The organism is Actinoplanes sp. NPDC051513, assembly GCF_044454685.1.
In the GTDB taxonomy this organism is placed as follows: domain Bacteria; phylum Actinomycetota; class Actinomycetes; order Mycobacteriales; family Micromonosporaceae; genus Actinoplanes.
Window position 1 is genome coordinate 275,990 of sequence record NZ_JBITDW010000003.1, and the last position, 13,158, is coordinate 289,147.

General features: G+C 72.0%; 11 protein-coding genes. 3 read left to right on the top strand and 8 right to left on the bottom strand.

From position 1 onward, the window contains the following. The first annotated feature begins 19 nt into the window (after positions 1–19). On the top strand, positions 20–394 hold the full coding sequence (locus ACIA5D_RS11295) for a VOC family protein (protein WP_396029744.1): 375 nt from the start codon (positions 20–22) through the stop codon (positions 392–394). Here the strand turns inward: ACIA5D_RS11295 and ACIA5D_RS11300 are convergent. The 8 genes from ACIA5D_RS11300 to cysC all read right to left on the bottom strand — a co-directional run bounded on the left by ACIA5D_RS11300 (position 384) and on the right by cysC (position 10,529). Beyond that, positions 384–1,352 carry a glycosyl hydrolase gene (locus ACIA5D_RS11300; RefSeq protein ID WP_396029745.1) on the bottom strand — a complete coding sequence of 323 codons (969 nt, stop codon included), beginning with the start codon at positions 1,350–1,352 and terminating at the stop codon, positions 384–386. The two genes, ACIA5D_RS11295 and ACIA5D_RS11300, sit on opposite strands and share 11 nt — an antisense overlap. A gap of 16 nt (positions 1,353–1,368) precedes the next feature. Beyond that, positions 1,369–2,097: a methyltransferase domain-containing protein gene (locus ACIA5D_RS11305; RefSeq protein WP_396029746.1), complete on the bottom strand. Its 729-nt coding sequence runs from the start codon at positions 2,095–2,097 to the stop codon at positions 1,369–1,371. Then, positions 2,094–3,548, bottom strand: a complete 1,455-nt coding sequence (locus ACIA5D_RS11310; protein WP_396029747.1) for an MATE family efflux transporter — start codon at positions 3,546–3,548, stop codon at positions 2,094–2,096. Before ACIA5D_RS11310 ends, ACIA5D_RS11305 begins: the two co-directional genes overlap by 4 nt. Before the next feature lie 65 nt (positions 3,549–3,613). Then, entirely contained in the window at positions 3,614–4,492 is an 879-nt protein-coding gene (locus ACIA5D_RS11315) for a sulfotransferase family protein (protein ID WP_396029748.1), read from the bottom strand. Positions 4,493–4,502: 10 nt separating this feature from the next. After that, positions 4,503–5,732, bottom strand: coding sequence for a hypothetical protein (locus ACIA5D_RS11320; protein ID WP_396029749.1), 1,230 nt, complete (start codon positions 5,730–5,732; stop codon positions 4,503–4,505). After that, positions 5,729–7,108, bottom strand: coding sequence for a hypothetical protein (locus ACIA5D_RS11325; RefSeq protein WP_396029750.1), 1,380 nt, complete (start codon positions 7,106–7,108; stop codon positions 5,729–5,731). Before ACIA5D_RS11325 ends, ACIA5D_RS11320 begins: the two co-directional genes overlap by 4 nt. Next, complete coding sequence (locus ACIA5D_RS11330) at positions 7,105–8,847, bottom strand: Wzz/FepE/Etk N-terminal domain-containing protein (protein ID WP_396029751.1); 1,743 nt, start codon at positions 8,845–8,847, stop codon at positions 7,105–7,107. The genes ACIA5D_RS11325 and ACIA5D_RS11330 overlap by 4 nt, the downstream gene beginning before the upstream one ends. Positions 8,848–9,008: 161 nt before the next feature. Continuing rightward, on the bottom strand, positions 9,009–10,529 hold the full coding sequence (cysC, locus tag ACIA5D_RS11335; protein WP_396029752.1) for an adenylyl-sulfate kinase: 1,521 nt from the start codon (positions 10,527–10,529) through the stop codon (positions 9,009–9,011). Positions 10,530–11,001: 472 nt separating this feature from the next. On the opposite strand from cysC, the gene ACIA5D_RS11340 reads away from it, so the two are divergent. Both ACIA5D_RS11340 and ACIA5D_RS11345 read left to right on the top strand, forming a co-directional pair. Then, the gene (locus ACIA5D_RS11340) at positions 11,002–11,979 is read left to right on the top strand and encodes a glycoside hydrolase family 26 protein (protein WP_396029753.1); all 978 of its coding nucleotides are present in this window, start codon (positions 11,002–11,004) and stop codon (positions 11,977–11,979) included. Positions 11,980–11,989: 10 nt separating this feature from the next. Continuing rightward, positions 11,990–12,421 (top strand): NUDIX domain-containing protein, encoded by a 432-nt coding sequence (locus tag ACIA5D_RS11345; RefSeq protein ID WP_396029754.1) that lies wholly within the window; start codon positions 11,990–11,992, stop codon positions 12,419–12,421. Positions 12,422–13,158: the final 737 nt, after the last annotated feature.

The following is a 13,158-nucleotide window of genomic DNA, read 5'->3' on the forward strand; positions in this document are numbered from 1 at the left end:
ACGCGCGTACTGTTGCGGCATGACCTTCACGATCGAGGATCTGCACCACGTCCAGCTCCTCTGCCCGCCCGGCGGAGAAGAGGCGGCGCGCGCCTTCTACGCCGGCGTGCTCGGCATGACCGAGCTCGAGAAGCCTCCGGTGCTGGCGGCCCGGGGCGGGTGCTGGTTCCGGGCCGGAGGCTGGGAGGTCCACGTCAGCCCGGTGCCGGGCTTCGTCGCCGAGAAGAAGGCGCATCCCGGCGTACGCGTCGATGGCCTTGATCTTTTGGCGGAGAAACTCGAAGCCGCCGGTCACCCGGTCGAGTGGGATCCACACTTTCCGGGCCACCGGCGGCTCTACGCGCAGGACGCGCACGGCAACCGGCTCGAGTTCCTGGAGCCGGTCAAGGATTGAAATACGGGTCCTTCACCAGCGCATGGAAGGCCTTGAACGCCGGCTTGTCGCCGGTGAGCTGGAACTGCTTGGTCGGGCCGTTGCCCTCCGGGTCGGACTCGAAGTAGGCGACGGCCTTGATCTGCGGGTTGGCCTTGAAGGTCCGCGCGGCGTCCTTGAGCCACGCGGCCCGCCCGGCCGAGCCCCACGCCTTGGCCACCCCGAACTCGCCGATCACGATCGGCTTGGGGTGCTGCGCGGCCCACTGCAGGAACGGGCCCATGAGCTGCCCGATCGGCCGGAAGACCTCGCCTGCGTAGACGTCCACGCAGGTCCAGTCGACCTGGTCGTCGCCGGGGTAGAAGTCCGGCGCGTCGCCGCGGATGAACCCCTCGGCGGTCGGGCACCACACCCACGAGACGTTGTTCGCCCGCTCCTGCTTGAAGATCGCGCGCACGTACTTCCAGGCCGCGATGTAGTCGCCGCCGGACCACATCGTCGCCCGCAGGTTGGGCCGGTCCATCTCCCAGCGCATCCGCAGCAGCACCGGCCGGTGGATCTTGCGGATGGCGCGGGCCTGCTTGCGGATCAGGTCGTCGTGCTCGCCGTCCAGGATGGACCGGTTGTCCCCGGTGGCCCAGCTGACCATCAGCGTCGCGCCCTGGGCCAGGAACTCCTTGTCCGAGGAGGTGCCGACCATCTGCTCGAAGCGGCGGTAGGTGTTGATGATGCTGAGCCGGCGGCCGAGGTCGTTCTCCAGGGTGTCGACCGCGGCGAGCCGGCCCACGTGGGTCAGCTCGTCCGGCTTGATCCACGCGCCGACGAGTGCGCCACGTTTGGGCGCCCGGACCGGTCCACTCAGGAATGGCCCGCGGTTGACGGCGACGGCGGCGGGCTTGCCGGACAAATCGGGCGAAGGTGCTGGCTTGTCCGGTTTGTCCCCGCCGGAGCAGCCCGCCAGCAGGAGCGCTCCGGTCAAAAGGGACAAAATACACCTACGCACGACGAGCGGTGTAAAGCACATTCACCGCGTACCCATCGGTGCCCGGCAGTCGTCGCATCGCCGCATCGGCGGCCCGGGCCAGCGGATTGCCGTGCAGAGATGGCGTGATCATCGAGAAGCCGCGCCGCTCGACGATCTCGAACCCGTGCCGTTCCAGCAGCTTCTCCACCTGCTCGTGCGAGAGCTCGGCGAACCACCGGTCGCCGCGATGCCGGCGCGCCCGCAGGTGCCGCAGCGACCCGGCGTTGCCGTGGTTCTCGACCACCAGCACCCCCGACACCGCGTCCGGCAGGGCCTTGGCCGCGAAGGCGAGCGCCCGGTCGCGGATCGCCTCGTCCACATTGAGCAGCAGCCGGAACATCGTCACGATCGCCGGGGTGCCGGCCGTCACCGGCTCGGGCACCGGCCCGTCGACCGGCACCTGGTGCCAAAGCGCGTGCGATCCGACCTCGGCGGCCTTCGCCATCATCGCGGCCGACGTGTCGTAGCCGTGCGCCTCGCGGACCAGGCCGTGCAGGGTGCGGATGGCCCGGCCGGTGCCGCAGGCGAAGTCGTGCTGCACGGGCGCGCGGGGACCGAACTCGCGGCGTACCAGCGTGCGAAGGTAGTCGCGTTGCCGCTGGTTGATCTGCGACGCGTAGCTCTCCGGCGCGTAGGTGACGGTCTCGTACTTCTCGACCGCCTCGGTGTCCTGAAAAACCTTTGTGTAATCCGTGCTCAACGGGTCCTCCTTCGAGGTCGACTTGTGAACGCGTCCAGCGCGAGGGAGCCGCGCAGCAGCCAGACCCCCGCCAGGAAGGCCGGTACGGCGAGGGCGAGACCGGCGTGGCCGGCCAGCAGCGGCAGCGCGCCGAAGCAGGCCACCGACAGCAGCGCGGCGGCCCGGGTGCCCTTGCCGAAGGGGTGCAGGCCGACGGCGCGGCCGACCTGGATCAGCGGCAGCACGTTGTTGGCGACCATGGCGCAGGCCAGGCCGATCGCCGCGCCGAGCGCCCCGAACCGGGGGATGAGCAGCACGTCGAGGCCGATCGTGACGCCCAGCGCGATCAGCACGTTGACGAGGTTCCACGAGGTTCGCCCGGCCATCGCGAGCACCATGTCGACCATGCCGCAGCCGGTCGCGACCAGCATCGCGCTCGCCAGCACGACCACGACGTTCTGCCCGGCGATGTAGTCGTCGCCGAAGAGCCGCAGGTAGAGCGGGGCGAGCTGGATCACCAGCAGGTTGATCGGCCAGGTCACCAGCACGAGCCAGCCGGTCGCCGTCTGGTAGAGATGGTTGGCGCTCGTGCGGTCGCCGGTGGCCAGCGCCTCGGCCAGCCGCGGCTGCACCGATTGCGAGACTCCCTGATTGGCGAACTGGATAAGCAGGACAAATCGTCCGGCTACCGCATAGACGGCGGCCGGCGCGAGACCACCCAGCGCCGCCACCAGCAGCACGTCCACCCGCTGCAGCGCGAGCTGGGCGACGCTGGCCAGCGCGCGCGGGCCGGTGAAGCGCCAGAAGTCACGGCGCAATGCGCGCCGTTCGGACCGGCGGGTGGTCACTCCGGGCGGCTTGCTCGCACGATAGAGCTTCTTGATCGCGTACGCCGAGAGCACCGTCACCGGCAGATACGGCAGCGCCCAGGCCAGGGCGAAGGCGGGCAGTGACCCGGCCGTCCACAGTGCTGCCACGCCGACCGCGGCGACCAGCAGCAACTGCAGCGTGCTGCGGATGATCCGGTCGAAAAGGACAGTCGGCCGCATTGCCCGGTAGCCGCGGGTCGCGGTGAGCAGGGCGTCGGTCAGTGCCTGAAGCGGCAGGAACACGGCCAGCACGCGCAGGCCCGCGGTGTGCGTGCCGACCACGTCCGCCGCCTCGTGCGCGGTCGTACGGGCGATCGCCGGAGCCGCGAGCCACATGCCTACCGCGAGCACCAACGACATGGTGATGACCGGGGTGAGCCCGGTGCGCAGGCAGGCGCCGAGCAGCTCGGGCCGGCCGGTGGCGCGCAGGCGGGACGGCCAATAGACCAGGCCGGTCTGGGTGCCGAGCTTGGCCAGGCCGCCGGCCAGGACGAATGCCGCCGTGGCGGCGAAGAACGCGCCGGCCTGGCCGGGGCCGAGCGAACGGGCGACGATCCAGGTGACCGCGAAACCGGTGCCTCCCGCGAGCGCGGAGCCGATCATGTTGGCCAAACCGCCGCGCGCTACGCCCCGCGTACCCGTTGAGCCGGGTTTCTCTTTGACATCCGTCATGTGCGGCGCCAGATCGGCATCCGGCCCAGCCAGCGGGACAGCGCATCGTCGTGCGGCAGGTAGTAATCGGTGAGCTCGCGGCGCAGTCCCGGGTCCATGTCCGCCTGGCGAGGGCGCGCGTTGTGCCGCTCGAACGGCGGACGCTCCAGATAGGTCGGCAACCCCAGGAACTCGCAGACCTCGTCGAAGACGTCCTCGGGCTCGGTGAAGAACCGCTCGCTCTCCACCACGTGGATCCGCTCCCGGCCCACGTGTTGCGCCATCACGCTCAGGTAGCGGGCGTACTCGCCGCGCGCCCGGTACGCGTGGTGCTGATGGGCGAAGCTGTAGTAGGACGGGTCCTCGGCCAGCCGCTCCTCCTGCCGATGCAGCCGGGCCGGCTCGAGCGCCAGCGCCGCCCCGAAGTCCCGCTCGGACTCGAAACCGCGCGCCACCTCGTGATGATGCTGCGAGTACGCCCGTTCGACCGGGTCGCGCACCAGCACCACCAGCCGCGCGTCGGGCAGATCGTGCGCGATCCGGGCGGCCGCCTGCGGGTGGTACATGTAGTACGGGCTCGACTCGAAGGTCTGCGCCGGCACGCCGTAGCGCTCGGCGATCCGGTCCCCGCTGCGGTGGAGCGGGAAGTGCGCCTTGTACCAGCCGAGCCCCCGCTCGTACGAGATGTCGAAGTAGTGCACGCCCTTGTGCAGCACCGCCTTCAGCACGACCGGGTGCGCGGCCAGCGCCCGGTACATCGAGGTCGTCCCGCAGCGCTGGCCGCCGCAGATCAGGAACGACGGCGTCATCCGGCCGGGGCTGGTGAGCCGCCCGTACGAGCGGGAGCCCAGGTGCACGACCCGCTTCATGGGCGCGGGCATCTTGCGTACGTCCATCGCGCTCTCCTCAGAGCTCTTCGACCCGGCGGATCAGCACCGGCAGCAGCCAGGTGCCGAGCACGCCCAGACGAGCGCCGGCCTCGGCCTGGCGGTCGGTCAGATAGCGGACCGCGAGGTCCACCAGGTACAGCAGCGCGGTCACCTCGCGGCCGGTCACCGGCACCCCGAACGGTGCGAGCAGCTCGCCGGCCCGGCGTACGGTCTGCTCGACCGCGTCCTGGGCGTCGCCGGTCGACTGGATCCGCTTCTGCAGCTCGTGGTGGATCGCGTCGAAGCCCATCGGCACGCCGGTGGCGAACCGCTCCCAGTCCCAGACCAGCAGCGCGTCGGCGAGGTTCGCCATGTTCCAGGGCGCCCAGTCGCCGTGCCACGCGCCGTACCGGAAGACGGTGTCGCCGGCGTGCTTGACCAGCAGCTCCGCCGCCGAGCCGAGCCCGGCCCCCTCGGGGCGGTCGCCCACCGCGGCGAGCCGGCCGCGCAGCTCGCCCCAGTACGCGCTCTCGTCGAGCGACCCCGACGTGTAGCCGCAGCACCCGGCGATGTCGAGCATGGCCGCGACCAGCCGGCGCTGGGTCAGCGGCGCGCGGGGCAGCCAGACCGGCAACGCCGACTGGACCAGCACCTGCAGGTCGCGCCACTCGCCGGCGTGCAGCACCCGGGGCACGGTCAGCCTGGTGAGGCCGCTGCCGGCCAGCACGGTGAGCGCCGCCGTCTCCGCCTTCACCAGCTGTTTGGTCAGCGGGCCGGTGCCGAGCTTGCCGAAGCCGAACGTGTCGCCCTCGGGGCCGATCAGCTGCAGCACCGGCTTGCGGTTGGCCCGGGCCGGACCGATGTGGACGCTGACCGAGAGCTCCCGGCCCAGCTGCTCGCTCAGGTAGCCGTCGATGCTCGACGAGAACGGGCCGGTGACCCGTACGCGATCGCGCAGCAGCACCGCCGAGGCGCCGGTCCGCACCGCCGCGACCACGGCGTCCCGCTTGAGCTTCGCCGAGCGGGACTGCGGTTCGGCGTAGCGGCGGACCGCGGCGGCGGCCACCCGGCGCGAACCGGACGGGACCAGCAGCCGGGGCCGTCGCGCATCCGGCACGACCAGGTATTCGGCGATCGGGGTGCCGGGCGATCCGTCGGTGCGGCACGGCCACGGGTAGAGGAGGTCGAGCACCTCGGTCAGGTACTGCGTGCGCAGCGCCGCGTCCCCCGCGGTCAGTTCAGCCGGCGCGGTCTTCACCGGGCTCATGTCTTGTCCCCCTCGAGTGAGTTGCGCCAGAGCAGCGCAAAGGCCAGAACCATGAAGGCCAGGGGGGTGACCAGCGAGTTGTACCAGAGCATCGCGGAGAACGAGGTCACCAGCGCGGCGCTGCCGGCCACCCCGATCGCGCTGCGGTCCCGGCGGAAGCGCCACAGGCCGTACCCGAAAAAGCCGAGGTAACCGGCCGTGCCGGCCAGGCCGTGCGCGTAGAGCAACTGCCACAGCTGGCCGTTGCCGCCGACGGTGAAGTTGCCGCAGCGCTCGCAGCCGGCGCTCTCGCCCACGGTGATCGACTGGCGGCCGCCGGCGGTGTTCCGGGTGCCGCCGTACCCGACCACCGGCGAGCCGGCGATGCCGTCCAGCGCGCGGTCGATGAGGAACGAGCGCACGCCGTTGGACTTGCCGTTGTCGAGCCGCGCGGTGACCACCGTGCCGAGGGGAGTGGCGATCAGCGCGACGCCGAGCATGGCGGCGGCGACCGTGAGCACACCGATGATCCAGAGCTTGCCGGCCAGCACGTAGCGGGCGGCCACATAGACGATCAGCAGGCCGAGGCCGATCCACAGGCCCCGGTTGAGCGAGACGACGGCCGGCACGATCGACACCAGCAGGCAGAGGACGGCCCAGAACTTCGCCGATCGTTTCTGACTCTGCCCGGCGGCCACGACCAACCAGCCGGCCAGCAGGCAGAAGTTGTTGCCCCAGGTGTTGGTGTACCCCCAGGGCGCGGCCGGGCGCGGCTTGTCCCCGCCGACGATGTCCATGATCTGCGCGGCGTAGGGGTGCACCAGCGACTGCACGAAGCCGTTGGTGCGTACGCCGTACGGCAGCAGCATCTCGACCGGCGAGGTGAACTGGAAATTCCCGGCCACCATCCCGAGGATCCCGCCGGCCACGGTCACCGCGAAAAGCCAGCCGAGGTACTTGACCAGCTTCTTCCTGGGCAGCTCGGCCTCGGTCAGGTTGCCCGCGTAGACCAGCAGGACGGTCAGGGCCACGTACATGATCAGCTTGTAGGCCGCGCCCGGCAGCCGGTCGGTAGCGTGCTCGGCGATCGTGCCGGCCGGGTCGGCGCCGAGCACGCCGATGCTGACCACCACGGCCACCAGGAACAGGGCCCACCAGGCGAAACCGGGCGGCAGGCGCAGCGGCCGGCCGGTGGCTCGGCGTCGCAGGAGCAGAAACAGCATGGGTACGGCCATGAGCGCGAAGATCAGTACGCCGAGCCCGAGCGCCCACCACAGCGGGTAGAGCGCCAGGATGCTCGCCACCGGCCAGGCCGGCAGCGTCAGTGGCTTGCGCGCGCCGTGCGCGGGGCCGCCGGTCCGTTGGGTATCCGCGGTGGCCGGGGCAGCCGGCGTCACTTCCCGTCGCCGTCCTTGGCCATCCCGGACATGTCGATCACCGCGGTGATCTCGTCGGCGCTCTCCGCCGAGCGCGGCCGGACCTGCGGCTTCTCCTGGGTCTTCTCGGCCAGCTTCGCCTTCTCGGCGGCGGACATGGTGTTGGTCGGGAAGCGCATCGGCTGGGTGAGGTCGCCGTCTGAGATCTTCTCGCCCGGCGACAGGGTCACCGCAGGCGGGTTGATCTCGGACGTGGGCAGGTTCGAGAGGCGGGGGAGGACCACCGCGCCCAGCAGGGGGGTGCCGACCCGCTGGAGCTGCTCGGCCGCGTCCAGCACGGCGGGCCGGCGCGACTTGCGCAGCTCGACCGCGAGCAGGGCGGCGTCGGCCAGGCTGGCCAGGCCCTGCGCGTCGGCGCTGCTGCTGGTCGAGGGCGCCTCGATCACCACGTACCCGCCCTGCCGGCGCAGCGTCTCGAGGGTGTCCTTGAGCCGCTGCGACTGCATGAGCCCGGCCGCCGTGGCCGCGCCGCCCGTGGTGATCACCCGGAGCGACGGGATGCGCGGGGTGCGCTGCAGCGCGCGGGCCAGCCCGACCCGGCCGGCCAGTAGGTCGGAGAGGCCGGGCACGGCCGCCACGCCGAGCATCCGGGCCAGCGGAGCGGCGTCGACCACGCTGTCCGGCAGGTGCGCGCCGATCAGCACGACGTCGCTGCCGGTGCGGGCCAGCGCGGCGGCCAGGTTCGCGGCCACCAGCGTCGCGGCCGATCCGCGGCTCGTGCCGGTCACCACGATCACCTGGTCGCTGGGGTTCAGCGTCGCGAGGATCTCGTTGCGCAGCCGGTTGAAGACCCGGCCGCCGGCGCCGTACGGCTGGAGCACGTCGTCGAAGTGCGGCGTGGTGCGCTCGTCCAGCGCCGCCAGCACGTTGATCCGGCCCCGGTCGCGCACGTCGGAGGCCGAGCGCAGCCGCCGGTCGAACCGCTCCCGCACGAACGCCAGCGCCACCCCGAGCAGCAGCCCGACCATGCCGCCGGTGGACACGTTGACCATCGGGTTCGGGCTGGTCGGGGTCTCCGGCAGGCGCGCGTCGCTGATGATGCTGCCGGCGCCGACCGTGGTGGTGGTCAGCTCGTTGAGCCGGCCGGTCAGCCCGTTCAGCTGGTTCTGCGAGTTGCTGCGCAGGCTCAGCAGGTTGCCCTCGTCCGGTCCGCCCTTCACCGCCCGGGCGAGCCGCCCGTTGATCCCGGTCAGCGTGGTGGTGAGCTGCTTGATCTTCGCGGTCAAGGTCTTGATCTGCTGGTCGAGGCCGCTCTGCGCGGTCTCCTCGCGGTTGCGCAGGTAGGCCTCGGCGAACGCGTGCGACCCGGCTTGTGCGTCCTGCGGCGACCCCGCCTTGAACGTGATCATCAGAACGGTGGTGTTCGCCGGCACCTCGACCGAGACGTCCCGGGCCAGGTCGATCGGCGAGCGCGGGCTACGCAGCAGGGCCGCGGCCTTGGTCGCCACCGCGCCCGAGCCGACCAGCTGCGCCTCGGTGTCCAGGTTGACCGTCCCCTTGGTGCGGCCGCCCTGCGCGTTCGTGTCCTGGTCGAGAGACTGCACCAGGACCGCGGTCGACGATTCGTACACCTTGGGCAGCGCGCTGGTCAGCGCCGCGCCCGCGCCCAGGCCCACGGCCGTCGCGACCAGCGCGATCCACCAGTGACGGCGGAAGATGCCGAGGTAATGCGAAACTTCCGCGGGGCGAGACGCTTCCATCGGTTGGCGGCCCTTTCGGGGGTGGAGTGAGTTCGGGCGTTTTGCCCCCGAGGGGTAAACGGCTCACTTCCGCCGACGTGATGGGTGAGGCCCTGTTTCCCGACTCGACCAGGGCGGCGCCTGGACCTCGCCTCGCACTTGGCCGAGTCGGGAAACAGGGCCTACGCCAGTTTCGGCTCCACCCAGCCGTTCTCCACGAGGTAGGCGAGCACGAGCTCGATCGCCTCGGGGACCGTGATCGTGGTGGTGTCGATGGTCAGCTCGGCGTTCGCGGGCTCCTCGTACGGGTCGTCGATCCCGGTCATCCCGCGCAGCTGGCCGGCCCGCGCCCGGGCGTACAGGCCCTTGCGGTCGCGCTGCTCGCAGACCTCGAGCGGGGTGTTCACGTGGACCAGGACGAAGCCGGCCCCGGCGTCCTGCGCCATCCGGCGGACCGCCGCGCGGGCCGACTGGTACGGCGCGATCGGGCAGGCCACGGCCATGCCGCGGTGACGGCCCACCTCGGCGGCGACCCAGCCGATCCGGCGTACGTTGCGGTCGCGGTCGGCCTTGGAGAAGCCCAGCCCCGCGGAGAGCTCGCGCCGCACGACATCGCCGTCGAGCAGGGTGATCGTGCGGTCGCCGGACTCGCGCAGCGAGTCGGCGAGGCCGCGGGCGATTGTCGACTTGCCCGAGCCCGAGAAGCCGGTGAAGAACACCACCAGGCCCCGGTGCCGGCGCGGCGGGCGGGCCCGGACCAGCTCTTTCGCCACCGCGGGCGGGGTGTGCCACTCGGGCAGCGGGAAGCCCCGGTCGAGCACGTCGTCGATTTCGGCCGGAGTCATGGCGAGACGGCGGTTGCGCGGCGGGATGTCGTCGCGCCAGCGCCACTGGCCGTCCCGGTTGTCGTAGGCGAGCTCGCGGGGGACCAGCACGCGCAGGCCGCCGCCGGAGAGCATCTCGCCCGTGGAGAGGACATGCGTGACCCCGTACGCGGCGGCGACCCGCGCCCGCAGCAGCGCGTCACGCATCTCGTCGCCGCGGTTCAGCAGCGGGACCGCCACGATCGTGGCCGGGGGCATGCGGTCGCGGGCCGCGAAGATCGCCCGGACCAGCGCCTCGGGCGGCAGGCCGTCCGGGCCCGGGCCGGTCACCGGGATGAGGATCAGCAGATGGGCCGCGAGCGTGCGGGCCGCGTGCGCGATCTGGGCGAGCTGGGGGCGGTGCAGCGGCCGGTCGGCGATCACGCCGAGCACCCGTCCGGGTGGTAGCAGGGCCCGGACCTCGGCGGGCGTTCGCCGCAGGCGCTGGAACGGGCCGTGCCCGCCGTCGCCCATGCGGCGGACCGTGCCGCCCACGCCGTAGGTGCGCTCCTTGGTCGGCCAGGCGTCGGTGACCTCGAGCGCCGCGACCGGCGCGCCCTCCGGGTCGGTCAGGATGATCGTGCGGTGCAGCGGATCTTCGAGGACGAGGTCGCTCGCGATCTCGGTCGGCACCTCGAGGGTGACCGCGACCGGCCACGGCGTGCCGTCGGCGAGCTGGCCGCGGCGGCGCAGCGCGTTCAGGTCGGCGCGTCCCACAAAGCCGGTGAGCGGCGCATACGCCCCGGAGAGCAGCAGTTCGAGGTCCGCGAGCTCGTGCGCGTGAGGCGTGTACGACGGCGCGTCACGCAGGACGTCCTCGGGAAGCACCGAACCATTCACCTTCGTATCCCCCTGCGGCCGATTAGGGGACAGTTTCGCAGCCCCGCTGATCGCGGTCGAGACGGGTCTCCATGCCTGCCATTTGTCGGATTGGTCCGCGTCGGGTATTGGACAAACCGGATCTTCGTCACAATACTCACACCTCGTGAGTCGACGCCCGCGCCGTATCCGGCTTGTTCACGTCGCCGCCGTGCCGACGGCCTTCGTCCTGTCCGTGGTCACCACCCTCGCGTGGGCCTGGACCGGCGGGGTGGATCAGCTCGGGCTGCCACTCGGGCCGGTGGGTGATCCGACGGTGTCGCTGCCGGTCATCGCCGCGCCGGACAAGCCGGTCCTGTCCGGCCCCTTACCCCGGCCTTTGTGGGTGACACCCTCCTCGGTATTGCCGTCCTCCGCATCCGCCGCGCCGGCTTCTCCCTCGGCATCCGTTTTGTCGCCGGCCCTTGCGGCGCCCCCGCCAGTTCCTCCCGCTGTGGCCATTGCTCCCCGGCGGGGCGGCTGCCGCACCGGGCGCAAGCTCGTGCCCACCTGCGGGGTGCTCTGGGGTGTCGCGCCGGGCGCGCACACCGAGAGCCGTGGCGCGTCGGCGCTCGCCGAGTTCGAGCGCAAGACCGGCCGTCAGCAGGCGATCTACCACGCCTATCACGGCGGCGTCCGGCAGCTCTTCCCGACGCCGCAGGAGATCGCGATCGCCCGCCAGCACGGCCGGAACCGCATCCTGTTCCTCAACTGGAAGCCCGAGTCGGCCTCGTGGGCGGCGATCGCGCGCGGCGACAAGCGGACCGACGCGTTCCTCGACCGGCTCGCCGTGCACATCAAGAAGAACTTCCCCGAGCAGTTCTTCCTGGCCGTGCACCACGAGGGCGAGAACGACGTGCGCGCCAAGGCCGGCTCCGGGTACACGGCCCGCGACTACGCGGCGATGTTCCGGCACGTGGTGAAGCGGCTGCGGGCGCACGGCGTGACCAACATGGTCACGGTGCTGGTGCACATGGCGTACGTGCCCCACGCGACGCAGAGCTGGTTCAACGACATGTATCCCGGTGACGACTACGTCGACTGGATCGGGTTCGACACGTACGCGTACAGCGACCCCGGCTACGGCCACGGCGACTTCGCCGAGATCTTCAACCGCAAGATCGAGATTTCCGGCAAGCGCAGCTGGCCCGGCTTCTACACGTGGGCCCTCACCCGCCACCCCGGCAAGCCACTGATGATCGCCGAGTGGGGTGTCTGGTCCTCCAAGCGCAACACCTCGTACAAGGTCGGCTTCTACCGCGAGCTGGGCGACGAGATCCGCCACTTCCCCAAGATCCGTGCCATGGTCCAGTTCGAGACCCCGCACAACCAGAAGGGCCAGGACTCCTCGGTGGACAGCACGCCGGCCGCCCTCCAGGCCTACCGGAAGCTGGGCAAACTCCCGATCTTCCAGGTGGCCGTGACCCCTTAGGCTCGACCGCATGGCCTTGCTCGTCGCCGCCGGCGCGCTGTTCCGCGACGCCGGCGGGCGGATCATGCTGGTGAAGCCCCACTACAAACTGGAGTGGGACATCCCCGGCGGCATGGTCGAGGAGGGCGAGACCCCGTCGGAAGCGTGCGCCCGGGAGGTGGCCGAGGAGCTCGGCCTGAAAATCACGGTAGGGCCGGCCCTGGTGGTCGATTGGGCGCCCCACCCCACCCAGGGCGACAAGCTCCTGTTCGTCTTCGACGGCGGCGTCCCGTCAGCCGCCGACTTGTCGGCGATCCGCTTCGTCGACGGCGAGATCACCGAGTGGGCGTTCGTGGCCCCTTCGGACCTCGACGACTACACGGTGCCGCGCCTGGCGCGCCGCCTGCGCGCCGCTGTGCCCGGCCGGACGCGCTACCTGGAACACGGCGTCCACCACCGCTGAGGCCGACCCCTGAAGCTCCCAGCACCCGGCCCGGCGCCCGCTACTTTCGCTGGTCGTTGCCGCTGTTTCTGTTGCGCTGGGTACACGAGTCGCGCTGGGCCTGCATCCAGCTGGTTGCCATCCGAGGCTGCTGCTTCCGTTCTGCCGGGTACGTGGGTCGCGCTGGGCCTGCCATGCCTGCTGGCGTCGTGGCGAGGTGGCTGCCGCCGCTCACGCTCGCCACACCCGCGCCACGCGCCCGACTGCGCCTCGCGCGCCGGGCGGCTCCCGCGCGCCGCGCCCGACTGCACCCCGCGCGCCGGGCGGCTGCCGCGCGCCGCGCCCGCCTGCACCCCGCGCGCCGGGTGGCTGCCGCCGCTCACGCTCGCCACACCCACGCCACGCGCCCGACTGCGCCTCGCGCGCCGGGCGGCTGCCGCGCGCCGCGCCCGACTGCACCCCGCGCGCCGGGCGGCTGCCGCGCGCCGCGCCCGCCTGCACCCCGCGCGCCGGGTGGCTGCCGCCGCTCACGCTCGCCACACCCACGCCACGCGCCCGACTGCGCCTCGCGCGCCGGGCGGCTGCCGCGCGCCGCGCCCGACTGCACCCCGCGCGCCGGGCGGCTGCCGCGCGCCGCGCCCGCCTGCACCCCGCGCGCCGGGCGGCTGCCGCCGCTCACGCTCGCCACACCCACGCCACGCGCCCGACTGCGCCTCGCGCGCCGGGCGGCTGCCGCGCGCCGCGCCCGACTGCACCCC

Coding starts and splice junctions, on each gene's coding strand:
- ACIA5D_RS11295 (WP_396029744.1), top strand. CDS start 20: ATGACCTTCACGATCGAGGATCTGCACCACGTCCAGCTCCTCTGCCCG.
- ACIA5D_RS11310 (WP_396029747.1), bottom strand. CDS start 3,548: ATGATCGGCTCCGCGCTCGCGGGAGGCACCGGTTTCGCGGTCACCTGG.
- ACIA5D_RS11315 (WP_396029748.1), bottom strand. CDS start 4,492: ATGGACGTACGCAAGATGCCCGCGCCCATGAAGCGGGTCGTGCACCTG.
- ACIA5D_RS11320 (WP_396029749.1), bottom strand. CDS start 5,732: ATGAGCCCGGTGAAGACCGCGCCGGCTGAACTGACCGCGGGGGACGCG.
- ACIA5D_RS11330 (WP_396029751.1), bottom strand. CDS start 8,847: ATGGAAGCGTCTCGCCCCGCGGAAGTTTCGCATTACCTCGGCATCTTC.
- ACIA5D_RS11345 (WP_396029754.1), top strand. CDS start 11,990: ATGGCCTTGCTCGTCGCCGCCGGCGCGCTGTTCCGCGACGCCGGCGGG.